The following is a 22234-nucleotide window of genomic DNA, read 5'->3' on the forward strand; positions in this document are numbered from 1 at the left end:
TGCCGGGGCCGCGGCCCCGGCACAGGTCGAGCCGAACCGGGCAGAGCCGGGCCACCGCGCCTCACCGCGCGACAAGTCGATTCAGGGAGTGCCGTGGGCGTCAGCCTCAAGGACGTTGCACAACGGGCGGGCGTGTCCATCAAGACCGTGTCGAACGTGGTGAACAACTATCAGCACGTCACACCGAAGATGCGCGCCAAGGTGCAGCAGGCCATCGACGAGCTCGGCTACCGGCCGAACCTCACCGCACGCCATCTGCGCAAGGGCCGCACCGGCATCATCGCCCTCGCCGTCCCCGAGTTCGGCAACCCGTACTTCGCCGAACTGGCCGGCGCGGTCGTCGACGCCGCCGCCCGGCACGACTACACCGTGCTGGTCGACCACACCGGCGGCCTGCGGGAGAAGGAACTCCTGGTCAGCCAGGGATTCCGGTCCCATGTGATCGACGGGCTCATCCTCAGCCCGATCCACCTGGAGACCGAGGACCTGATGGCGCGCACCGAGACCGCGCCCCTGGTCCTGCTCGGCGAGCGCGAGTACGAGGCCCCGTACGACCACATCGCCATCGACAACGTGGCGGCCTCCCGCGAGGCCGTACGCCACCTCATCGACCACGGCCACCGCCGCATCGCCTTCCTCGGCTCGCGCACCGGCCGCGAGCGCCAGCCGGCCCATCTGCGGCTGCGCGGCTGGCGGGAGGAGCTGGCCGCCGCCGGCATCGAGCCCGACGAGTCGCTCGTCGTGGTCACCGACGGCTACGGGCGCGAGGACGGGGCCTCCGCCATGGCCGCGCTCCTGGACCGGGGCGTGCGGCCCGACGCGGTGTTCGCGTACAACGACCTCATCGCCGTCGGAGCCATGCGCACGCTCTTCGCCCGCGGACTGCGCATCCCCGAGGACGTCGCCGTCGTCGGCTTCGACAACATCGAGGAGAGCCTGTACGGCGCCACCACCCTCACCACCGTGGCACCCGACAAGGAGGCCATCGCCCGGCTCGCCGTCGACAGCCTCGTCGAGCGCCTCTCCGGCGACGCGGTGACCGAACCCCGGCGGCCGAGGCCCGGTTACCGGCTCGTCGTCCGCGAATCCACCGTCCCCCGGCCGCCCGCCGGACAGGCCGGCCCCTAGGCCCTCCCGCCCGGCTCCCCGCCACACCCGGGGAGCCGGGCGCACATGTCCACGGCCTGCCCGTACCCGGGCCGCCCGGCCGCCCGATCGTCCCAAGGATCTCTGATGCCTCGCCCCACCGTGAACCGCAAACCGTTCGGCACCCATGGGTCCGCGGACGTCGACGTCTGGACGCTCGACTCCGGCACCGGAGTCAGCGCCGAGATCCTCACCTACGGCGGCATCCTGCACCGGCTCACCGTGCCGGACACCTCCGCAACCCCGGCCTCGGTCGTCCGCTCGTTGCCCGCCCTCGACGACTACACCGGCAAGAACCCGTTCTTCGGCGCCCTGATCGGCCGCTACGCCAACCGCATCGCACACGGCCGGTTCACCCTCGACGGCACGGAGCACCAGGTCCCCGCGACCGACCGGGGCCACGCCCTGCACGGAGGCCCGGACGGCTTCCACACCCGGGTCTGGCAGGCCGAGGGCGACGCCACCGACGAGGCCGCCACTCTGCGGCTCACGCTGCACAGCCCCGACGGCGACATGGGCTTCCCCGGCGCGCTCGACGTCACCGTGACCTACGCCCTCGACCGGGCGGGCACCCTCGCCCTCGACTACACGGCGACCACGGACCGCCCCACCGTCGTCAACCTCACCAACCACGCCTACTTCGACCTGGCCGCCCGGGGCGACATACTCGGCCACACCCTCCAGGTCGACGCGGACACCTATCTGCCCGTGGACGAGGACGGCATCCCCGAGAGCCCGGCGGCGCCGGTGCGCGACACCCCGTTCGATCTCGTACGGCCGCAGACCCTCGGCGACCGCATCGCCCTGCCGCACGAACAGCTGCGCCGCGCGGGCGGCTTCGACCACTGCTGGGTCCTGCGGGCACCCGAGGCGTCGTCGGGTCTGCGCCGGGCCGCCCGGCTCACCGCCCCCGACGCCGAACGGGTCCTGGAGGTATGGACCACCGAACCCGGCATCCAGGTCTACACGGCCAACCAGCTGGACGGCGCCCTGGCCACGCCCGACGGCGGCCGTCACGAGCGGCACAGCGCCGTCTGCCTGGAGACCCAGCACCTGCCCGACTCACCCAACCGCCCGGACCACCCCGGCACGGTCCTGCGCCCGGACGAGGTCTTCCGCAGCCGTACCGAGCTGCGCTTCCCCCACCTCGTCCCCAAGGCCGTCTGAGGCGTCGACCCCGCGCCCCGGGCGCGGGAATGCCGGAAGACCCCGGAGCGTTGCGCGGTCCATGACCTTCTCTGTGGACGTGACCGTACGGGGTTACGAACTCGACACCCAGGGCCACCTGAACCAGGCCGTCTACCTCCAGTACGCCGAGCACGCGCGGTGGGAGCTGCTGCGCGCCGCCGGACTGCCCCAGGACAGACTGCTGGCCGACGGGGTGGGCCCGGTCGCACTGGAGGTCACGGTCAAGTTCCGCAGCGAATTGCGCGGCGGCGACCGGGTGCGCGTGACCTGCCGGTTCGACTACGGCGAGGGCAAGACCTTCACGGTCGCCCAGCAGATCCTCAAGGAGGACGGCACCCTGGCGGCCGAGGTCACGGGCGTGGCGGGCATCCTCGACCTGACGACGCGCCGGCTGATCGCGGACCCGGCCCGGCGGCTCGCCTCGCTCGCCAAGGACCCGGATCTGCTGAGCGGCTGACGCGGCGTCACGCCACCTTGCGCCCGGCCGCCATCGCGGTGACGGCCCGGCCGAGGCGCGCCGCCCTGACCTCGGGGGTCGGCGCGGTCACCAGACGCAGGATCACCTGATACCGGTCCGACTTCCCGAGCCCCTCGTAGAAGCCCCGGGCCGCCTCGTCCGCCTCCAGAGCGGCGGCGAGGTCGGCGGGGACGGTGGCCCTGCTCTGCGAGGGGTACGCGGCGTCCCACCGCCCGTCCGCGCGGGCCGCCTCGACCTCCGCGAGGCCCGCCGCACGCATCCGCCCGGCCTCGGCGAGCGCCGCCACCTTGTCCACGTTGACCTGTGACCACAGGCTCCGCCGCCGGCGCGGTGTGATCCGCTGGAGGTAGTACACCCCGTCGCAGGACCTGCGCTGCCCGTCGATCCAGCCGAAGCACAGCACGATGTCGACGACCTCGGCCGCCGTCACCGACGGCACGCCCGACTTCCGCTTGGCGAGCTTCAGCCACAGACCGGGGCTGTCCGCGTGATGCTCCTCCAGCCAGGCCTCGAGCGCCTCGCCGTGCTCGAAGGTCCGCGTCTGCTCCGGGATGTCCGCCATCCGACTCAGCCTCCTGGGGTGACCGGGCGCGTGCCCGGCGACGACACCACGCTAGGACGGCAATGGGACAGTTTCCGTCCTGTACGCGCTCCCGGGGTGGCACGGTGCTTCTTGCGGACATCGTCGAACTACGAAGGGTCTCGTATTATGGGAGCCCCGGACGCAGCGACGAGATGGAGCCACCGTGACCCCTGCCAGCGCCACGGAACCCGCCGTCGGCAGCCGCTCGCTCGCCCACCCCGCACGGGACGAGATCAGGATCGAGTCCGTGCTGCACGCGCTCTCCGACCCGGTGCGGCTGTACATCGTCCGTGAACTGGCGGCGGCCGAGGCCGAACTCACCTGCTCCCGGTTCGAGCTGCCGGTGACGAAGTCGACCACCACGCACCACTTCCGGGTGCTCCGCGAGAGCGGCATCGTCCAGCAGATCTACCGGGGCACCGCCAAGATGAACGGCCTGCGGCGCGAGGACCTGGAGGCGCTGTTCCCCGGGCTGCTGGAGACCGTGCTCGAAGCGGCGAACCGGCAGGCGGACCGCCTCGACGCGAGCTGAACCCCCGCGCTACGGGGCCGGCGTGTCACCGCGCGCCGCGCCCAGCAGCCCCGGCCAGTCCGGGATCTTCACCGGTCCCCGGCCGAGCGACCGCCCGAGCGTCCGCTCCGCCCGCTCGATCGACAGCCAGCCGTCCCACTCCACCGGACGCAGCCCCCAGGACCGCAGGACGCCGAGCGGGTCGGCGGCGGCCGGGCGCCCGGCGAGCAGCGGGGCGTCCTCGATCAGCGAGGCGACCGTCTCCTTGGCGCACGACCGGTTCGAGCCGATGACCCCGGTCGGACCCCGCTTGATCCACCCGGCGACGTACTCCCCGGGCGACGGCACCCCGTCCCGCAGCACCCGGCCTGCAAGATGGGGCACCGTCGCGCGCACCGCGTCGAACGGCAGACCGGGCAGCGGCATCCCGCGGTAGCCGACCGCCCGCAGGACGAGCTCGGCGCCGATGTCCTCGTACGCACCCGTGTCCCGTACCCCTCCGCGTCCGTCGGGGACCGTCCGGGCGAACCGCACACCGGCCACCCGCCCCCGGCGCTCCAGCAGCTCGACCGGGCGCAGGAAGAACCGCAGCGCGACGGTGCGGGCCCGGTCGATGTCCGGGCCGGGCGGACACGCGGCCCAGGTGCGCAGGACATCGAGGTTGCGCCGCACCACGGCGGGCAGGGCCGGGCCGTCCGGCGGCGATCCGGCGTACGCCGGGTCCAGGGCGAGTTCCGCGGGGTCGACCACGATCCGGGCGCCGGGCAGGCCGCCCAGCTCCCGCAGCTCCTTGGTGGTGAACCTGGCCTGCGAGGGCCCCCGCCGCCCCGCCATGTGCACCTCGCGCACCCGGCTGCCGGCCAGCACCCCGAGGGCGGGCTGGGGCACGTCCGTCGGGCGCAGCTCCTCGGCGCCGCGCGCCAGGATCCGCGCCACGTCGACCGCCACGTTGCCGACGCCGATCACCACGGCCGAGCGGGCCCGCAGGGCGAAGCGGCCGGCCTCGGCGTCGGGATGGGCGCTGTACCAGGAGACGAACTCGGTCGCCGAGTGGCTGCCGGGCAGCTCCTCGCCGGGGATGCCCAGCGGGCGGTCGGCGGCGGCCCCGACGCAGTAGACCACCGCGTGGTAGAGCGCGCCGAGGCGTCCGGGCGGCACCCCGTCCCCGCCGACCGGGACGTTGCCCACGAAGGTGACCCGCTCGTGCTCCAGCACGGCCCGCAGGCTCTGCTGGAGCGACTTGATCTTCTCGTGGTCGGGGGCGACGCCGTACCGCACCAGGCCGTACGGGCAGGGCAGCCGGTCCAGGACGTGCACCCGCACATCGGGGACCAGGGTCTGCGTCACGAGGGCCTGGGCGGTGTAGACCCCGCTGGGGCCGGAGCCGACCACTGCGACACGGAGCACGGCACACCTCTTTCCCGGAGGGTGACTCCAGCATGGCACCGTCCGCCCGGGCGGGGGAGGTGTGCGGAGCGTGCTTCCGGGGCTACGCGGTGCTTCCGGGGTGGCGGGCGGCCTCAGGACGACAGTGCGCGCATCCGGCCGATCTCGGTGGTCTGCTGGGCGACGACGTCGCCGGCCATCTCCTCGACCTGCACGTTGTTCCCCTCCGAGAGCACCTCGGTCGCCATGGTGACCGCCCCCTGGTGGTGGGTGATCATCAGCTTCAGGAACAGCTTGTCGAAGGCGGCGCCCTTCGCGGCCCGCAGCTGCTTCAGCTGCTCGTCCGTGGCCATGCCGGGCATCCCCGCGTGGTCGTCGTGCCCGCCGGACCCCTCCGTGCGGCCGTGGCGGCTGAGCCAGCCCTTCATCGTGCCGATCTCCGGCTGCTGGGCGGCCGTGATGCGTTCGGCGAGCCGCTTCACCGGGGACGAAGCGGCCCGGGAGGGCACGAGCTTCGTCAGTTCCAGGGCCTGGGCGTGGTGCCGGATCATCATCTGCACGTACCGCACGTCCGCCGAGTTGGGGGTGTCGACGCCCGCCTCCTCGGCGGCCTGCGATGCCGAGAGCGTCCGCGCGGGCTCCCCGGGCCTCCCGGGGGCCACGACCGAACCCCCCTCGCCGGCCCGGTCCTTGGAGCCGCCACCGCCGTCCGCGTCGCAGCCGGCCGACGCGAGCACGCCGGCGGTCAGGGCAGCGACGAGGAGGGAACGGCGGATCCGCAGGACCTGACGACGCATCAACAAGGCGACCTCCGTGGATATATGGGTGGTTGCGCTCTGTCCTAGCACGTCAACACACAGCTGTGATCAAAAACTTTCATTACGTCTCTGTTGCCATCTGTTGAGATGCGCATGGCAAGGACGATACTGCCGGGGTCCGTGAACCCCACCAACGGATCCATGGAGGACGCAGTGACCTCGTTGCACACCACCCCGGTGCGGCGCAGACGTCTGGGCGTGGCGGCAGCCGCCGCCGGGCTCTTCGCCACTCTGCTGACGGCCGGGCCCGCAGCCGCGACCCCCGACCCCGGTGACGCGCCGACGGGCAGAACCGCCGTCTCCGCGCGACAGCAGGCGCAGGCGACCGCCGCGATCAAGAGCGGTGAGGTGCCCGGCGTGGACGAGATCGTCCACAGCCGCAACATCACTCACCTCGCCAACGTCCCCAAGGACGCGCTCCAGGGCCTCAACACGGACCTGGCCTTCCAGGGGAAGTACGCCTTCGCAGGCAACTACGACGGCTTCCGGATCTTCGACATCAGCAACCCCAGGTCGCCGCGTACGGTCGCCCAGGTGCTGTGTCCCGGATCGCAGAACGACATCTCGGTCTCCGGGAACCTGCTGTTCCTGTCGACGGACTCCTCGCGCAGCGACGACTCGTGCACGAGCACCACCCAGCCCGCCACGGAGAAGTCCTCCTGGGAGGGCATGAAGGTCTTCGACATCAGCGACAAGCGCAACCCGAGGTATGTCGCCGCCGTCGAGACCGCGTGCGGGTCCCACACCCACACCCTGGTCCCGGACCGCAAGAACGTGTACGTGTACGTCTCCTCGTACTCGCCGAGCGCGACCTTCCCCGACTGCCAGCCGCCGCACGACGGGATATCCGTCATCAAGGTGCCGCGCAAGGCGCCGGAGAAGGCCCGCGTCGTGAACTTCCCGGTGCTCTTCCCGGACGGCGGGAACCCGGGCGGGCCGACCAACCCGGGCGTCTCGCAGACCACCGGCTGCCACGACATCACCGTGCTGCCGTCCAAGGACCTCGCGGCCGGCGCCTGCATGGGCGACGGTCTGCTGTTCTCCATCAAGGACCCGGAGAACCCGAAGATCATCGACCGGGTGCAGGACAACGTGAACTTCGCGTTCTGGCACTCGGCGACGTTCAACCAGCGGGCCGACAAGGTCGTGTTCACCGATGAACTCGGCGGCGGCGGCGCGGCCACCTGCAACGAGGAGATCGGGCCGAAGCGCGGCGCCGACGGCATCTACGACATCGTCGGCCGGGGCGACCACCGCAAGCTGGTCTTCCGCAGCTACTTCAAGATCGACCGCCCGCAGGCGGACACGGAGGTGTGCGTCGCCCACAACGGCTCGATCATCCCGGTCAAGGGCCGTGACCTGATGGTCCAGGCCTGGTACCAGGGCGGGGTCTCGGTGTGGGACTTCACCGACTCCTCGAAGCCCAAGGAGATCGGCTTCTTCGAGCGCGGCCCCGTCACCCTCGACGAGGTCACCACGGCCGGCCCGTGGTCCGCGTACTACTACAACGGCTACATCTACTCCAACGACATCGCCAAGGGCTTCGACGTCCTGAAGATCGACGACCGGCGCACCGACCCGGCGAAGCGGGTGCGGACGGACGAGCTCAACGTCCAGACGCAGCCCGACTACTTCGCGCGCTGAGCCGCCCCGCCGCACCGGTACCGCCGGGGGTTGTCCACCCGGCGGTACCGGTGCGGCCCTTTCCGGCGTCTCAGGCGGCCTCGTAGCGGTGGGCCCGGCCGCCCCGCCACTCGACCCACGCGGGGTCGTCCAGGATCCGTTCGGGGTCGTCGAGCCCCGCACCCTCCAGGAACACGATCACATCGTGATCGGAGTGCGCGAGGCCGAGTATCTGGACCCGTCCGTCGCGCTGCACGGTGACGCGCCGCCCGCCGGAGGGGGACGGCCGGAAGATCACGATCGGGGGAGAAGTCATGGCTCCAGGGTGCGACGTACGGGCGACGGTCGCACAGTGAACCGGAAACCCGGCCCGGAAGCAGATCGGCAGGCCGGCCCCGGGGCGCCCGACGGGGTCAGGCGGCGGACCTGGCGTTGGGGCCGGTGGCGGCCGCCCACTCGACCAGGAGCCGCTGGTACTCCTCTTCGTCCTCCGGGGACAGGCAGCCGCCCGAACGCTGCCACAGGTCGCGAATGTCTTCATTCACCACTGCGGCGGGACGTGCGGAACCGGACGGGCACGGAGTCGAAGTCGGAGTCGGGGACATACGTACCAGGCTAAGGCCCCGATGTGACAATCCGACCCATTGCGCGTCAGGGACATCTCTCACATGTTCCTCAGGCAACCTCGGCGGTCAGTCCGAGCTCGCGCAGCGCGCCGGGGCGCTCGTCCACGGGCGCATGCTGCACGAATCGCACCTCACAGCCCAGTGCTGCCGCGCCGCCGTCCGCGTGCCGGTCGTCGCCGACCATCACCACATCAGCCGGATCCTGTCCCAGAAGTGTGCAGGCCGTGTGGAAGAGCTGTGCGTCCGGCTTCTGCACGCCGTGCTCGAAGGAGAGCACATACGCGTCGACGTACGCGTCCAGGCCGTGGGCCCGGAAGACGGGCCGCAGGTCCCAGCCGATGTTGCTGACGATCCCCACGCGGATCCCGGCGGCACGCAGCGAGGCCAGTACCTCCGCCGCGTCCGGGTACGGGCGCCAGGCCTCCGGAGCCATGTGCCGCTCGTACAGTGCCTCGTACAGCCCCGGATCCGGCAGCGCGACCTGCCGGGCCAGACCGGTGTACACCGCCCGGTGCAGCTCCGCGCTCTCGTCGCGGGAGGCCCAGCCCGCGGCGAGCCCGTCCGGCAGCCGCTGAGGGGAGGGTCCGCCCGGCAGCGCGCCGGCCTCCTCCAGCTCCCGTACGCACCGCTCGAAGCCGGCCTCGTCCATGCTCACCCCCTGCTCCGCGAGGGTCGCGCCCAGCCAGGAGCGGACGGACTCGATCCGGAACAAGGTCCCGGAGAAGTCGAAGAGGACACCCTTGATCGTCATGGGCCCGATCCTCGCCGCCCCCGGACGGAGGGGCAAGGATGCGTGTTCAGGTGCCCCGGGCCGGGCGCTCCCGGGGTCCGTACCGGTCGAACCCGGCCGCGGTGAAGGCGACCGCGGCCGCCCCCAGCAGCCACCCGCCCAGCACGTCGGACGGCCAGTGCACGCCCAGGTAGAGCCGGGTGAGACCGACCCCGAGCACCGAGACCGCGGCGGCGGACGCGGCCGCCCACCGGAGCGGGCGCCCCGCACCGGACCGGTACAGCAGCCACAGCAGCAGCCCGCAGCCCACCGTCGCCGACATCGCGTGCCCGGAGGGGTACGCCGCGTAGTGGGCGGAGTCCACCGGGTCGGGCCAGCGGGGGCGCTCCCGGCCGACGGCGGCCTTCAGGCCCTGTTGCAGCAGAGCGGAGAGCAGGCTCGCCGCCGCCACCCACAGGGCGAGCGGCCGGGCGCCGCGCCACCACAGGGCCACCACCGCGACGGCGGTCAGGGCGCGCATCGTCCAGGGGTCCCACACCCAGTCCGTCAGCACCCGGTTGACATGGACGAGGCCCGGCTCCGTCACCGCCCGCCGGTGCAGCGCCTCGGCGACGGTGCGGTCCAGGTCCATCAGCGGCTGCCAACGGGCCGCGACCAGCACGGTCAGCGCCGACGCGAGCACCGTGCAGACGGCGCCCGTCCACAGGGCGGGCGCGGACGGGGGCGCATGGGTGCGGCCGGCGAGGGAGCGGGGCGAGGAGTGCATGGAGGGATCCTCGCCGAGAAAGGGCGCCTCGGGCCGTCCCAGCACGCCGGACCGGCCCGTCGTATGACCCACCGGACCGCCCCGCACCGCCCCGGAAGCCGTCGGCTAGCTCAGGGCGCTGAGCCCCGGGACGAACGCCACCAGCAGCGGGACCACCGGCACCAGTGCGGCCGCGGCGGTCAGCCGCAGCCGGCGGCCCGCCGTGAGCCGCCCGGCCGGCGCCAGCAGCCGGTTCACCCGCAGCGGCACCTGTGCGTCCGGAGCCGGGCGGGGGCCGAACACCCCCCGGTCCTCGTTGAGTTCGACCAGGGCGAGGGCGGTCGTCAGCCGGCCGAAGCGCCGCGACGCCATGTCGTCGGCGGCCAGCTCGACGAGACGGTGCATCTCTCCCCGGAACGCCGCGAACACCGGCACCTGCGGGAAGCCGGAGGCCAGCGCGCCCGAGCAGTTGAGCAGCCAGTCGTGGCGCGCCTTCGCGTGGCCCTGCTCGTGGGCGAGCACCGCGTCGAGCTGACGGCCCTTCAGCCGGCCGAGCGCCGCGGTCGTGATGACGAGCTGGGGCGCCGCACCGGGCAGCCACCAGGCGTCGGGGCGCTCGCCCTCCAGCACCACCAGCCGCCCGCTGCCCGGCTCCTCGCCCGGCATCAGCGGGGAACGCACCAGCAGTTCGGCCCGCCGCCTCCTGCGCCGCAGCTGTGCCCGGTGGATCTCCCGGGTCAGCATCGCGGCCGTCCACACCCCGCCGAGGGCCAGCAGGACGGCCATGACGGCCGACCACGGTCCGTAGGCGGCGAGTGCGTAGGCCTCGACCACGGCGTGCGGCGCGGGCGCGAAGACATGGCCGCGCACCGCCTGCCAGGCGGCCGCCGCGCTGAACGTCATGGACAGCCCGAACGAGAGCAGTACCCCGGCCACCACGCACTGCCAGACCCACAGCGCCACCACGGGCTCGCGCTCCGGCCATTCGGCCCGCGCCATCAGACGCGGGGTCACGACGGCGGCCAGTGCACCGAGCAGCAGCAGCACGAGGGAGACCAACATGGCGTCAGCCTATGAGGGGCGCGGCACGCACGGGTATGGCTGCGCTCGGCAAGTGACGTACGACACGGCGTCCGAGGCCCCTGTCCCACACGCCGTCTCACAGAGTGAGCAGCATCGCGAACATCGCTATCCCCATGGTCAGCCGGCAGGCCAGCGCCAGCTCCGGCCGGGTGGCCCACCCGAGGGCCGGGGGTCCGCCCGGCAGGGTCCCGGAACCACCCGCCGCGGCGGCCACCGGCACGATCCGCGCACCCGCGCGCAGCACATAGACGGCGTAGTAGACGAGCAGCAGCCCGGTCAGCAGGGGTATGCCGCCCGCGGCGGCCATGGCGTGGGCTGCGTGGCCACCGTGTCCGGCACCACCGGACCGCGCCATCACGACGGCCATGTAGACCATCGCCGAGGAGCCGACGAGATGGTGCAGATGATGACCGCTGCCACGGGAGGACGTACGCCGGGAGAACCACAGGGCGCGCAGGGCCGCGCCGCCGAACAGCACCGCGTACACCGCCCACGCCCACGCGGGCGGGGCGACGGCCGCAGCCGGAACCGCCATCGCGGCCATGCCGAAGCCCATCAGCGCCTCCGCGCGCGCGGCTCTGCGCTCCTCCCCGCTCTCCGTGCGGGTCCGCAGCAGGCAGTACGCCCCCGTCACCGCGCACAACGCCATCAGCAGCCATCCGGACACCGCCGGTCCGTGCACAGCAGACCTCCCCCCGGCGAAACGGCATCGCCCTCGCCTAGTCGATGCCCGGGCCCGACGGCTCGTACGCGGCGCACTGAGGTGCGGGGGGAGCGCGCGCAGGGGGTGTTTTCGCGGGGGCTCGCCCGGAACGGGCATCGTGCCCCGCGCGTACGCTGCTGCGGCACGGCCCCAGCAGAGAATCGGAGAAGCCCCGCCATGGACACCGCCCCGCCTCGGAACCCGGGACAGCTGACCTTCCGCGACGCGACCGAAGCGGACGTACCGGCCCTCGTGGAACTCATCGAGTCCGCGTACCGAGGCGACAGCAGCCGCGCCGGATGGACCACCGAGGCGGACATCCTCCAGGGGCAGCGCACCGACCCGCAGGGGGTGCGCGAGGTGGTGGAGAGCCCCGGCAGCCGGCTGCTCGTGGTGGAGCGCGACGGCGAGGCCGTCGCTTGCTGCCAGCTCGAACACCGGGGCGAGGCCGCCTACTTCGGGATGTTCGCCGTCCGCCCCTCGCTCCAGGGCGCGGGCCTCGGCAAGGTCGTCATCGCCGAGGCCGAGCGCACGGTCCGGGAGGGCTGGGGCGTGCGGGAGATGCACATGACCGTGATCTCGGTCCGGGACGAGCTGATCGCCTGGTACGAGCGCCGGGGCTACCGCCGTACGGGCCGGATGACTCCCTTCCCGTACGGCGACGAGCGCTTCGGCATCCCGCAGCGCGACGATCTCGCCTTCGAGCTGCTGATCAAGGAACTGCCGCAGGACTGAACGGTCCCGGCGGTTCCCAGGGCCTGTCTTCAAGACAGGCCCTAGGCGGTGAAGCGGCCCGCGCGGCGGATCTCGGGGAAGTCGGTCGTCGCGCCGTCGAGCCCGAGCCCGCGGGCCAGCCGCAGATGGTCCTGGGTGTTCACCACCCAGCCGACCACCGTCAGCCCCTCGGCGTGAGCCCGCTCGACCAGCTCCAGGGTGATGCGCCGGACGTTCAGCACCAGCCGGGTCGCGCCCACCGCCTTCGCCCTGTCCACCAGGTCCCCGCCCCACCGGCTGGCCACGAGCGCCGTCCGCACGCCCGGGACGAGCTGCGCGATCTCCGCGATCGCCTCGTCGTGGAACGAGATCACCTCGACCCGGTCCACGAGGTCGCGCTCCCGCATCACCACGGCCAGGGTGCGGGCGGCCGCCACATCCTTGATCTCCGCCTGCAACGGGGACCGCACGGCGTCGAGTACCTCCTCGAAGACCGGCACCCGCTCGCCCTGGCCGGCGTCGAGCTCGCGCAGCTCGGCGAGGGTCTTGTCCGCGATGGCGCCCTTGCCGTCGGTCGTACGGTCCACCTCGGCGTCGTGCATGACGGCCAGGGCGCCGTCCTTGCTCAGATGAAGATCCAGCTCGATGAGGTCCATCCCGGCCTGCTCGGCGTGGACGAAGGAGCGAAGGGTGTTCTCCGGCTCGACACCCATCACCCCGCGATGGCCGATGGTGAGAAAAGACAAGGCAAGCTCGCTTCCGTCGACGGTGTCTGCCCGCGTGCTGCTCGTACCCACGCGGTCCCGCGGTATGACCGCTAGGGGGTCGCGGTTCGGCAGCCTAGTGTCCCCGGGCCGTTCTCCGGGGGCGATGCGCGGCGCCGGGCGAGGGTGTGTCCCGAAGACGCCGTCCGTTCATGAAACTGGCCGCCCCGGTGCCGTACGGCAGGAAAAATCGCGGCGACCATAGGGGTGCGGCAGGATAATTTCCAGGTCCGCACTTGTCTCGAAGAACCGCACACGGATACGGTTGCTTGACGCGAGGTTCTCCCGTGGAGGAAGTGTTATGACGGAAATTCTTGTGCACGAAGCCGCAACCGGCGGCATAGCTGCCGCAGCGCGGGTGATCGAGCACCCGGCCTGGCCCGCGCTCAAGGATGCCGTGGAGGAGATCCGTCCCTGGCAGTCGAAGGACGGTTCCATCGACTTCGAGGCCGAGGGCGCGCCCACCCCGGCGGCCGCCGAGGCGGCTCTGGAGCGGGTGACCGCGGCGGTCGAGCAGCTCTCCCCGCTGCTCCCGCACGATGCCGCATACCACCGCGCCCTGGTGACCGACCTGCGCCGCTGGGCGGCCGACGGCTTCGGCATCCCCGACTTCCTGGACTCGCTGCTGGCCTTCCAGCCGGCCAAGGACCGCGCCGACGGCCTCCAGCACCTGGTCGTCTTCGCGATGTACACCCAGAACGGCAACCCCGACCGCAACCTCGAAGCGGTCGTCCTGCGGATGGTCTGGCCCGAGTGGCTCGCCGACCTGGAGGCGACCCGCTACGACAACCCGCTGTTCTGCGGCATCACCTTCGAGGACTTCACCTCCGGGTACGACACCAACTCCGCGGTGCTCTTCCCGGAGACCATCGCCGTGCGCGAAGCCCCCGAGCGCTTCAGCTGGGGCGGCATCTTCTGCGACCGCGAGGCCGCCCGCTTCCGCCGTGTCACCGAGGCGTCCGTCGAGCTGCTGGGCGTCGAGCTGCCCGACGACATCCGCGAGATGGTCTCCGACCAGCAGCGCTGCGAGCAGGCCTTCGTGCTCTGGGACATGGTCCACGACCGCACCCACAGCCACGGTGACCTGCCGTTCGACCCCTTCATGATCAAGCAGCGCCAGCCGTTCTGGATGTACGGCCTGGAAGAGCTGCGCTGCGACCTCACCGCCTTCAAGGAGGCCGTGAAGCTGGAGGCCGAGGGCAACGCCCACGGCCGCGACGTGCAGTACGCGGTGCTCTTCGACCGGATGTTCCGCTTCCCGGTCACCGGCGAGCGCGTCCGCAACTACGACGGACTCGGCGGCCAGCTGCTCTTCGCGTACCTCCACAAGCACGACGTCGTGCGCTGGACGGACAACACCCTCAAGATCGACTGGGAGCGGGCACCCCAGGTCACCAACCAACTCTGCGCGGAGATCGAGAAGCTCTACCGGGACGGCATCGACCGCCCCAAGCTGGTCCACTGGTTCGCCGCGTACGACCTCGTCGCCACCTACCTCTCCCCGCACCCCGGCTCCCGCTGGGCCAAGGGCCCGGACGCCCTGGACCTCTCCCAGCCGCCCCGCAAACTCGTCGACGACGTGCTTCCGGACGAGTTTCCCCTGAGCATGTTCTATGAGGCGCTCTCCAAGAAGCTGAAGAACGTGATCGCCTCGACCAAGGGGATCACGGCCGCGGACGCCGGGCAGGTGGCCGCGTGAGCGCACGTCGTGAGGAGGCGGTGGCCATGAACGGAACCGGTACGGGCAGCGGGAGCGGTGCGCTCGAAGGAGCCGTGGTCGCCGTCGCCGGAGCGGCCGGCCCGGCCGGCCGGGCGGCCCTGCTCCGGCTCGCCGAGGCGGGCGCGACCGTCGTCGCGTCCGACGCGAACGCCACCCGGCTCGCGGAGGCCGTGGACGCGGCCCGCTACGCCCACGGCGGGGCCACCGTCACCGGCGACACCGTGGACCTCCTCGACCTCGACGCCGCCCGTGAGTGGGCGGACAAGACGGAGAAGGAGTTCGGCCGGATCGACGGTCTCGTCCACCTCGTGGGCGGCTGGCGCGGCAGCTCCAGCTTCGCCGAGACCGACCTCGCCGACTGGACGCTGCTGGAGAAGCTGCTGATCCGTACGGTCCAGAGCACCTCGCTCGCCTTCCAGGAAGGCCTGCAGCGCAGCGACCGCGGCCGCTATCTGCTGATCAGCGCGGCCGGCGCCAGCAAGCCCACCGCGGGCAACGCCGCCTACGCCGCGTCGAAGGCCGCGGCCGAGGCATGGACCCTGGCCCTGGCGGACGCCTTCCGCAAGGCGGGGGGCGAGGAGGGCCCGCGCAGCGCGGCTGCGATCCTGGTCGTCAAGGCACTGGTGCACGACGCGATGCGCGCCGAGCGCCCCAATGCGAAGTTCGCGGGCTTCACCGACGTCGGGGAGCTGGCCGATGCCATCGCCGGCGTCTGGGACAGGCCCGCCCCGGAAGTGAACGGAAAGCGCCTGTGGCTGACCCCGCAACCGTAAGGACCGACGCGCGTCGCCACCACGACCCGCAGGTACGCGGATTCGCCAGTGACAACTACGCGGGGACCCATCCGGAGATCCTCGCCGCCCTCGCCCTCGCCAACGGCGGTCACCAGATCGCCTACGGCGAGGACGAGTACACCGGGCATCTCCAGCGCGTGATGCACAGCCATTTCGGACCCACCGCCGAGGCCTTCCCGGTCTTCAACGGAACCGGGGCCAACGTGGTCTCGCTCCAGGCGATGACCGACCGCTGGGGCGCCGTCATCTGCGCGGAGTCCGCCCACATCAACGTCGACGAGGGCGGCGCCCCCGAGCGCGTCGGCGGCCTGAAGCTGCTGACCGTGCCCACCGAGGACGGCAAGCTCACGCCGGAGCTCATCGACCGGCAGGCGTACGGCTGGGACGACGAGCACCGAGCCATGCCGCAGGTCGTCTCGATCACCCAGAACACCGAGCTCGGCACGGTCTACACACCGGACGAGATCCGCGCCATCTGCGAGCACGCCCACGGGCACGGCATGACCGTCCACCTCGACGGCGCCCGCATCGCCAACGCGGCGGCCTCCCTGGACGTGCCGATGCGTACGTTCACCAACACCGTCGGCGTCGACGTGCTCTCCTTCGGCGGCACGAAGAACGGGGCCATCTTCGGCGAGGCCGTCGTGGTCCTGAACCCGGACGCCGTCCGGGCCATGAAGCATCTGCGCAAGCTGTCCATGCAGCTCGCCTCCAAGATGCGCTTCGTCTCCGTGCAGCTGGAGGCGCTCCTCGCCGGTGACCTGTGGCTGCGCAACGCCCGGCACGCCAACGCGATGGCCCAGCGGCTCGCCGAGGGCGTGCGGGGGATCGACGGGGTGGAGATCCTCTACCCGGTCCAGGCCAACGCCGTCTTCGCGCGGCTGCCGAACGCGGTCACCGAGCGGCTGCAGAAGCGCTTCCGCTTCTACTTCTGGGACGAGCAGGCCGGCGATGTGCGCTGGATGTGCGCCTTCGACACCACCGAGGACGACGTCGACGCCTTCCTCCTCGCCCTCAAGGAGGAGATGGCGGCCTCCTAGCGCGGGAATTCCTGGCGCCGTAAACGACGTCACTCCGGGGCGCGGACCACGGTCCGCGCCCCGGAGTGACGTTTCAGCGCCCCGCCGCGGCCTCAGCCCCGCTCGCGCACCTCTGCGGGAGTCGGAGCCGTACCCCCGAGGTGGGAGGGCACCCACCACGTGTCACTGGCGTCCTTCGGGCGCACCGGATAGGCGCGCTGCGCGGCCTCCAGCAGCTCCTGGACCCGCTCCCGCAGCCGCCGGGTGATCGCACCCGCGTACTGATCGGTGGGGGCGTCCACCGGCTCGCCGACGCGGATCGTCACGGGGATGTGGCTGCGCTTGAAGTTGCGCGGCCGGCCCTTGGTCCACAGCCGCTGGGTGCCCCACAGCGCCATCGGGATCAGCGGCACCCCGGCCTCCTGGGCGAGACGCGCCGCACCCGACTTGAAGCTCTTCAGCGTGAAGGACTCGGAGATCGTCGCCTCGGGGAACACACCGACGATCTCCCCGGAGCGCAGCGATTCCAGGGCGTGCGCATACGCGTCCTCGCCCTGCTTGCGGTCGACGGGGATGTGCTTCATCCCGCGCATCAGGGGCCCGGAGACCTTGTGCCGGAAGACCGATTCCTTCGCCATGAAGCGGACCAGCCGCTTCTGCGGCAGCGCCGCGAGCCCGGTGAAGATGAAGTCGAGGTAGCTGATGTGGTTGCTGACCAGAACGGCGCCACCGGTCTTCGGGATGTGCTCCGAACCCTGAGTGTCGATCTTCAGGTCGAGCGCCTTGAAAAACGTGCGTGCGGCGCCGATGACCGGCCGATAGACGAGTTCTGCCATCTGGAGAAGACCCTTCTTCAGCGCCTGGGGAGGGTTCTCCCGGCGGAAGTTACGCAGCCGTAGGTTTTCGGCATTGGGCCGATCGTGCCCCATGCGCGACGCGCTGGCCAGTCTCGGCGGGCGCGGGGCGCGAGATTCTCGTCACGTGGAACGACCGGGAATGTCCGCGCGCCCGCCGGTGCTGACCCTTTGCGTAGAGCTCTGACAGGAGGCCGAAGGTGGACGGGCAGGCGCACGTGAAGAGGCTGGACGCGGCCCAACTCGGCGCGGAATTGGGGGAGCGGGCCACGCTCGTGCAGTTCTCCAGCGCCTTCTGCCAGCCCTGCCGGGCCACCCGGCGCACCCTTGCCGAGGTGGCGGGCATGGTCGAAGGAGTCGCCCATGTGGAGATCGACGCCGAGGCGCATCTCACTCTGGTGCGGGCCCTGGACATCAGCCGGACCCCGACGGTCCTGGTGCTCGACGCCCTCGGACGGATCGTGCGGCGGGCCGCCGGCCAGCCACGCACCGTCGATGTCGTCGCCGCACTCGGCCGGGCGATGTGACGGACCGTGATGCTCCTCCCACCTTGTGGGACGCCCTTGACTGCACGGGCCACGCATCGTCAGTCTGACGCTATGCCGCCAGAACTCCTTCTCTACGGCCGGGTCCACGTCGACCTCGCCCGCAACGCGAGTGCGCGCTGTCCGGATGCCTGAGCACCCACGGCCCCGTACTCCCGACGCGCAGAAGGACCTCTCCATGACGGCATCACCCGAGCTCGGCAACGCCCGTACGGCCTCTCCCGACCTCCTCCGCTCCGTCTTCCGGCAGCACGCCGCCGGAGTCGCCGTGATCACCGCCGCCGGTGACCGGCCGGTCGGCTTCACGGCCACCTCGCTCAACTCCGTGGCCGCCGAGCCGCCGCTCATCTCCTTCGGAGTGGGCACCTCCTCCTCCAGCTGGCCGGTCGTCGCCGAGGCGGAGCACATAGGCGTCCACATACTCGGCGAGCACCAGCGGGAACTGGCCGCCACCTTCGCCCGCAGCGGCGCCGACCGGTTCGGTCCCTCTACCTTTTGGCGCAGCGGGCCGGAAGGCGTCCCGGTGCTCGACGGGGTGCTGGCCTGGCTGGTCTGCCGCGTCGTGGCGCGGATTCCGGCGGGGGACCACCGCATCGTGATCGCGCAGGCCGTGGTGGGCGACCCGGTCGGCGGAGGCCGTCCGCTCGTCTATCACCAGGGCAGGTTCACGGCTCTGCAAGACTGAGAACGCGCCGGTGGTTCCCGGGTGCGGCGCGTTGGGCAGATCACAGTGCGGAGCGCTTGCCCATTGGGTACGCACTGGGTGTACTGGCGAGTAATATTACGGTCGGAGCGTCGGTCGCCCCGACCGGAAATCGCCCCATCAGGCGCCTATGCTGCGTGCAACAAGGCAGCCCGGAAATGACGATGCAGTAGGAGAGCCGGCGTGAGCTTGAGGATCGTTGTCTGTGTGAAGTACGTGCCCGACGCGACCGGTGACCGGCATTTCGCCGATGACCTGACGTTGGATCGTGAGGATGTCGACGGTCTGTTGTCGGAGCTGGATGAGTATGCGGTCGAGCAGGCGTTGCGGATCGCGGACGCGGCGGATGATGCGGAGGTCACTGTGTTGACGGTGGGTCCGGAGGATGCCAGGGACGCGTTGCGCAAGGCGTTGTCGATGGGTGCGGACAAGGCGGTTCACGTCGAGGACGACGATCTGCATGGTACGGATGTGATCGGGACGTCGTTGGTGCTGGCGAAGGCGGTCGAGGAGACGGGTTATGACCTGGTGATCTCGGGGATGGCGTCGACGGACGGGGCGATGGGTGTGGTTCCGGCGCTGCTCGCGGAGCGGCTGGGGGTGCCGCAGGTGACGCTGCTGTCCGAGGTGTCGGTGGAGGGCGGTGTGGTGCGGGGGCGCCGGGATGGTGACAGTGCGTCGGAGCGGTTGGAGGCGTCGTTGCCGGCGGTGGTGTCGGTGACCGACCAGTCGGGTGAGGCCCGGTATCCGTCGTTCAAGGGGATCATGGCGGCGAAGAAGAAGCCGGTGCGGTCGCTGGATCTGGATGATCTGGGGATCGGGGCGGAGGAGGTCGGTCTGGGCGGTGCGTGGACCGCTGTCGAGTCCGCGGCGGCGCGTCCGGCGCGCACGGCGGGCACGATCGTGAAGGACGAGGGTGAGGGCGGGAAGGCTCTGGCCGAGTTCCTGGCCGGTCAGAAGTTCATCTGAGTTCCGCGCTGCCCGTTTCTTTTCCCGCCCCCCCGCTTACTTCGTACACGCAGGAGATGGAAGTCCCATGGCTGAAGTTCTCGTCTATGTCGATCACGTGGACGGTGCCGTCCGCAAGCCCACGCTGGAGCTGCTGACGCTGGCGCGTCGTATCGGTGAGCCCGTCGCGGTCGCTGTGGGCGGTGGTGCCGCGGACACCGCGGCCGTGCTCGGGGAGCATGGTGCGGTCAGGGTGCTGACCGCGGAGGATTCCGGAGTTCGCGGAGTATCTCGTCGTGCCGAAGGTGGACGCGCTGCAGGCCGCGTACGAGGCGGTGTCGCCGGTGGCGGTGCTGTTGCCTTCTTCGGCGGAGGCCAAGGAGGTCGCGGCGCGTCTCGCGGTGCGGACCGGTTCGGGGATCATCACTGATGCCGTGGACCTGGAGGCGGGTGATGAGGGTCCGGTGGCCACGCAGGCCGTGTTCGCCGCCTCGTACACCACCAGGTCCCGTGTTTCCAGGGGTGTTCCGGTGATCACGGTGAAGCCGAACTCGGCGCCGGTCGAGGCGGCTCCGGCCGCCGGTGCGGTCGAGGCGCTGGTGGTGGCGTTCTCGGCGCAGGCCACCGGTACGAAGGTCGTCTCGCGTACCCCGCGTGAGTCGACGGGGCGTCCGGAGCTGACCGAGGCCGCGATCGTGGTCTCCGGTGGGCGGGGGGTCAACGGTGCGGAGAACTTCGCCGTCATCGAGGCGCTCGCGGACTCGCTGGGTGCGGCGGTGGGTGCCTCGCGTGCGGCGGTCGACGCGGGCTGGTACCCGCACACCAACCAGGTCGGGCAGACGGGTAAGTCGGTCTCGCCGCAGCTGTACATCGCCTCGGGTATCTCCGGCGCGATCCAGCACCGGGCGGGCATGCAGACCTCGAAGACGATCGTCGCGATCAACAAGGACGCCGAGGCCCCGATCTTCGACCTCGTCGACTACGGCGTCGTCGGCGACCTCTTCGACGTCGTCCCCCAGCTCACCGACGAGATCACCACCCGCAAGGGCTGACCCCTCGCGCAGCGCATACGACCAGGCCCGGGGCCGCACGGTGACACCCACCGCGCGGCCCCGCGCCGTTTCCGATCACCATTGACGCAGATACGACAGCCTTATAACTTCACTATACGGATTGTTGATTCCGGGAAGCGGAAACGGCGAGAGTGTGGAGGACGCGGAGATGGGCCAGCAGGAGAAGGTGGCGACGAGCCTCGCCGGAGCGGTCAGCGACGGGATCAGCGCCTCCCTCACGGCGGTGGACGCCGAACTCGCCCGCCGCTACCCGGGCGACCCCGGCACCCGCCAGCCCGTCCACACGGTCTACGTACCGGGCGACGTCTTCACCGCAGGCACCATCCGCGCCTGGGGCGACGAGGCGCTGAAGGCGCTCGACGAGCACGCCCCCGACGCGGCCTCCCTCGCCTCGGTGCTCGGCATCCCGGAGGAGCTCGCCGGGCCCGTCCACGACCGGGTCCGCGCCAAGCTGGAGCGCGAGCCGGTCGAGGACCTGCGCATCGACTTCGAGGACGGCTACGGCCCCCGCTCCGACGCCGAGGAGGACGAGGCCGCCGCCCGCGCCGCCCGGCTGGTCTCCGAGGCATACGCGAACGGCACGGCCGCCCCGTACATGGGCATCCGGATGAAGTGCATGGAAGCCGCCGTCCGGGACCGGGGCATCCGCACCACGGACGTCTTCCTCACGGGCCTCATGGAGGCGGGCGGCCTGCCCGATGGGCTCGTCCTCACCCTGCCCAAGGTGACGTACCCCGAACAGGTCACCGCCTTCGTCCAGCTTCTGGAGGCGTTCGAGAGCGCGCACGGCCTGCGCTCCGGCCGGCTCGGCTTCGAGATCCAGATCGAGACCAGCCAGTCCATCCTCGCCGCGGACGGCACCGCCGCCGTGGCCCGGATGATCGACGCGGCGCGGGGCCGGGCGACCGGTCTGCACTACGGCACCTTCGACTACAGCGCCTGCGTCGGCGTCAGCGCCGCGTACCAGGCGAGCGACCACCCGGCGGCCGACCACGCCAAGGCCGTGATGCAGGTGGCCGCCGCGGGCACCGGCGTCCGCGTCTCCGACGGCTCGACCAACGTCCTGCCCGTCGGCCCCACCCCGCAGGTCCACGACGCCTGGCGGCTGCACTACGGCCTCACACGGCGCGCCCTGGCCCGCGCCTACTACCAGGGCTGGGACATGCACCCGGGTCATCTGCCGACCCGCTACGCGGCCGTCTACACGTTCTACCGCGAGGGACTGGAGCAGGCGGCGGCCCGGCTCGCCGCCTACGTGGCGAAGGCGGGCGGCGACGTGATGGACGAACCCGCCACCGCCAAGGCGCTCAGCGGCTACCTGCTGCGCGGCATCGACTGCGGCGCGCTGGACACCGCCGAGGTGGCCCGGCTGACCGGGCTGACCCGCGCGGACCTCGACGCCTTCGCATCGCCCCGGCGCGGCACCCTGACGGTCACGGCGCCGTAGCCCGTACCCCTCCGCCGCCGCCCGTGCGTCTCG

Annotated in this window: 25 protein-coding genes and 1 pseudogene; 14 read left to right on the top strand and 12 right to left on the bottom strand. The window is 71.6% G+C overall.

All coding sequences use genetic code 11. The annotated features are described in order from the left end of the window. The first annotated feature begins 93 nt into the window (after positions 1–93). The 3 genes from RLT58_RS32170 (at position 94) to RLT58_RS32180 (ending at position 2791) form a co-directional block, all read left to right on the top strand. Positions 94–1128 (top strand): LacI family DNA-binding transcriptional regulator, encoded by a 1035-nt coding sequence (locus RLT58_RS32170; RefSeq protein ID WP_311313869.1) that lies wholly within the window; start codon positions 94–96, stop codon positions 1126–1128. Between the two features lie 105 nt (positions 1129–1233). Further along, positions 1234–2313: an aldose epimerase family protein gene (locus tag RLT58_RS32175; RefSeq protein ID WP_311313870.1), complete on the top strand. Its 1080-nt coding sequence runs from the start codon at positions 1234–1236 to the stop codon at positions 2311–2313. A gap of 61 nt (positions 2314–2374) precedes the next feature. Then, positions 2375–2791: an acyl-CoA thioesterase gene (locus tag RLT58_RS32180; protein WP_311313871.1), complete on the top strand. Its 417-nt coding sequence runs from the start codon at positions 2375–2377 to the stop codon at positions 2789–2791. Between the two features lie 7 nt (positions 2792–2798). Here the strand turns inward: RLT58_RS32180 and RLT58_RS32185 are convergent, their stop codons facing one another. Next, positions 2799–3374, bottom strand: a complete 576-nt coding sequence (locus RLT58_RS32185) for a YdeI/OmpD-associated family protein (protein WP_311313872.1) — start codon at positions 3372–3374, stop codon at positions 2799–2801. A 184-nt stretch (positions 3375–3558) separates the two neighbouring features. Here RLT58_RS32185 and RLT58_RS32190 point away from each other — a divergent pair, with 184 nt between their 5' ends. Continuing rightward, positions 3559–3927 carry an ArsR/SmtB family transcription factor gene (locus RLT58_RS32190; RefSeq protein WP_311313873.1) on the top strand — a complete coding sequence of 123 codons (369 nt, stop codon included), beginning with the start codon at positions 3559–3561 and terminating at the stop codon, positions 3925–3927. Between the two features lie 9 nt (positions 3928–3936). Here the strand turns inward: RLT58_RS32190 and RLT58_RS32195 are convergent, their stop codons facing one another. Beyond that, complete coding sequence (locus tag RLT58_RS32195) at positions 3937–5313, bottom strand: FAD-dependent oxidoreductase (RefSeq protein ID WP_311313874.1); 1377 nt, start codon at positions 5311–5313, stop codon at positions 3937–3939. Between the two features lie 113 nt (positions 5314–5426). Beyond that, a complete protein-coding gene (locus RLT58_RS32200) occupies positions 5427–6089 on the bottom strand; it encodes a DUF305 domain-containing protein (protein WP_311313875.1) in 663 nt (220 codons plus the stop codon). 174 nt (positions 6090–6263) lie between these two features. Between RLT58_RS32200 and RLT58_RS32205 the strand changes: the two genes are divergently transcribed. Then, the gene (locus RLT58_RS32205) at positions 6264–7754 is read left to right on the top strand and encodes an LVIVD repeat-containing protein (RefSeq protein ID WP_311314718.1); all 1491 of its coding nucleotides are present in this window, start codon (positions 6264–6266) and stop codon (positions 7752–7754) included. Between the two features lie 70 nt (positions 7755–7824). On the opposite strand, the gene RLT58_RS32210 is transcribed toward RLT58_RS32205, so the two are convergent. The 6 genes from RLT58_RS32210 to RLT58_RS32235 all read right to left on the bottom strand — a co-directional run bounded on the left by RLT58_RS32210 (position 7825) and on the right by RLT58_RS32235 (position 11599). Next, positions 7825–8049: a hypothetical protein gene (locus tag RLT58_RS32210; RefSeq protein WP_311313876.1), complete on the bottom strand. Its 225-nt coding sequence runs from the start codon at positions 8047–8049 to the stop codon at positions 7825–7827. Between the two features lie 97 nt (positions 8050–8146). Beyond that, a complete protein-coding gene (locus tag RLT58_RS32215; RefSeq protein ID WP_311313877.1) occupies positions 8147–8338 on the bottom strand; it encodes a hypothetical protein in 192 nt (63 codons plus the stop codon). Between the two features lie 70 nt (positions 8339–8408). Beyond that, on the bottom strand, positions 8409–9110 hold the full coding sequence (locus tag RLT58_RS32220; RefSeq protein WP_311313878.1) for an HAD family hydrolase: 702 nt from the start codon (positions 9108–9110) through the stop codon (positions 8409–8411). 46 nt (positions 9111–9156) lie between these two features. Next, on the bottom strand, positions 9157–9855 hold the full coding sequence (locus tag RLT58_RS32225) for a phosphatase PAP2 family protein (protein WP_311313879.1): 699 nt from the start codon (positions 9853–9855) through the stop codon (positions 9157–9159). Between the two features lie 105 nt (positions 9856–9960). Further along, the gene (locus RLT58_RS32230; RefSeq protein WP_311313880.1) at positions 9961–10896 is read right to left on the bottom strand and encodes a M56 family metallopeptidase; all 936 of its coding nucleotides are present in this window, start codon (positions 10894–10896) and stop codon (positions 9961–9963) included. A 97-nt stretch (positions 10897–10993) separates the two neighbouring features. After that, on the bottom strand, positions 10994–11599 hold the full coding sequence (locus RLT58_RS32235; RefSeq protein WP_311313881.1) for a DUF5134 domain-containing protein: 606 nt from the start codon (positions 11597–11599) through the stop codon (positions 10994–10996). Positions 11600–11797: 198 nt separating this feature from the next. Here RLT58_RS32235 and RLT58_RS32240 point away from each other — a divergent pair, with 198 nt between their 5' ends. Continuing rightward, a complete protein-coding gene (locus RLT58_RS32240) occupies positions 11798–12355 on the top strand; it encodes a GNAT family N-acetyltransferase (RefSeq protein ID WP_311313882.1) in 558 nt (185 codons plus the stop codon). Between the two features lie 41 nt (positions 12356–12396). Here RLT58_RS32240 and RLT58_RS32245 read toward each other — a convergent pair whose 3' ends face one another. Further along, positions 12397–13080, bottom strand: a complete 684-nt coding sequence (locus RLT58_RS32245; protein WP_311313883.1) for a glycerophosphodiester phosphodiesterase — start codon at positions 13078–13080, stop codon at positions 12397–12399. Positions 13081–13399: 319 nt separating this feature from the next. Between RLT58_RS32245 and RLT58_RS32250 the strand changes: the two genes are divergently transcribed. Genes RLT58_RS32250 through RLT58_RS32260 form a run of 3 tightly spaced genes read left to right on the top strand, consistent with a single transcriptional unit; the run spans position 13400 to position 16652 of the window. Beyond that, entirely contained in the window at positions 13400–14797 is a 1398-nt protein-coding gene (locus RLT58_RS32250) for a DUF6421 family protein (protein ID WP_311313884.1), read from the top strand. A gap of 26 nt (positions 14798–14823) precedes the next feature. Further along, positions 14824–15591 carry an SDR family NAD(P)-dependent oxidoreductase gene (locus RLT58_RS32255; protein WP_311314719.1) on the top strand — a complete coding sequence of 256 codons (768 nt, stop codon included), beginning with the start codon at positions 14824–14826 and terminating at the stop codon, positions 15589–15591. Then, on the top strand, positions 15570–16652 hold the full coding sequence (locus RLT58_RS32260; protein ID WP_311313885.1) for a threonine aldolase family protein: 1083 nt from the start codon (positions 15570–15572) through the stop codon (positions 16650–16652). Before RLT58_RS32255 ends, RLT58_RS32260 begins: the two co-directional genes overlap by 22 nt. A 92-nt stretch (positions 16653–16744) precedes the next feature. On the opposite strand, the gene RLT58_RS32265 is transcribed toward RLT58_RS32260, so the two are convergent. Then, positions 16745–17467, bottom strand: a complete 723-nt coding sequence (locus RLT58_RS32265; protein ID WP_311313886.1) for a lysophospholipid acyltransferase family protein — start codon at positions 17465–17467, stop codon at positions 16745–16747. Between the two features lie 218 nt (positions 17468–17685). Between RLT58_RS32265 and RLT58_RS32270 the strand changes: the two genes are divergently transcribed. From RLT58_RS32270 to RLT58_RS32280, 3 genes are all read left to right on the top strand, one after another. Continuing rightward, positions 17686–18012, top strand: a complete 327-nt coding sequence (locus tag RLT58_RS32270; protein WP_311313887.1) for a TlpA family protein disulfide reductase — start codon at positions 17686–17688, stop codon at positions 18010–18012. 196 nt (positions 18013–18208) lie between these two features. After that, the gene (locus RLT58_RS32275) at positions 18209–18715 is read left to right on the top strand and encodes a flavin reductase family protein (RefSeq protein ID WP_311313888.1); all 507 of its coding nucleotides are present in this window, start codon (positions 18209–18211) and stop codon (positions 18713–18715) included. 201 nt (positions 18716–18916) lie between these two features. Next, complete coding sequence (locus RLT58_RS32280) at positions 18917–19702, top strand: electron transfer flavoprotein subunit beta/FixA family protein (protein ID WP_311309764.1); 786 nt, start codon at positions 18917–18919, stop codon at positions 19700–19702. Here RLT58_RS32280 and RLT58_RS32285 read toward each other — a convergent pair. After that, positions 19695–19922, bottom strand: coding sequence for a hypothetical protein (locus tag RLT58_RS32285; protein WP_311314757.1), 228 nt, complete (start codon positions 19920–19922; stop codon positions 19695–19697). The genes RLT58_RS32280 and RLT58_RS32285 overlap by 8 nt on opposite strands. On the opposite strand from RLT58_RS32285, the pseudogene RLT58_RS32290 reads away from it, so the two are divergent. Further along, positions 19836–20733: pseudogene (locus RLT58_RS32290) on the top strand (electron transfer flavoprotein subunit alpha/FixB family protein). The gene RLT58_RS32285 and the pseudogene RLT58_RS32290 sit on opposite strands and share 87 nt — an antisense overlap. Before the next feature lie 169 nt (positions 20734–20902). Further along, on the top strand, positions 20903–22201 hold the full coding sequence (locus RLT58_RS32295; RefSeq protein ID WP_311313889.1) for a DUF6986 family protein: 1299 nt from the start codon (positions 20903–20905) through the stop codon (positions 22199–22201). Positions 22202–22234: the final 33 nt, after the last annotated feature.

Origin of the sequence: Streptomyces sp. ITFR-16, assembly GCF_031844705.1 — a bacterium.
Taxonomy (GTDB): Bacteria; Actinomycetota; Actinomycetes; order Streptomycetales; family Streptomycetaceae; genus Streptomyces.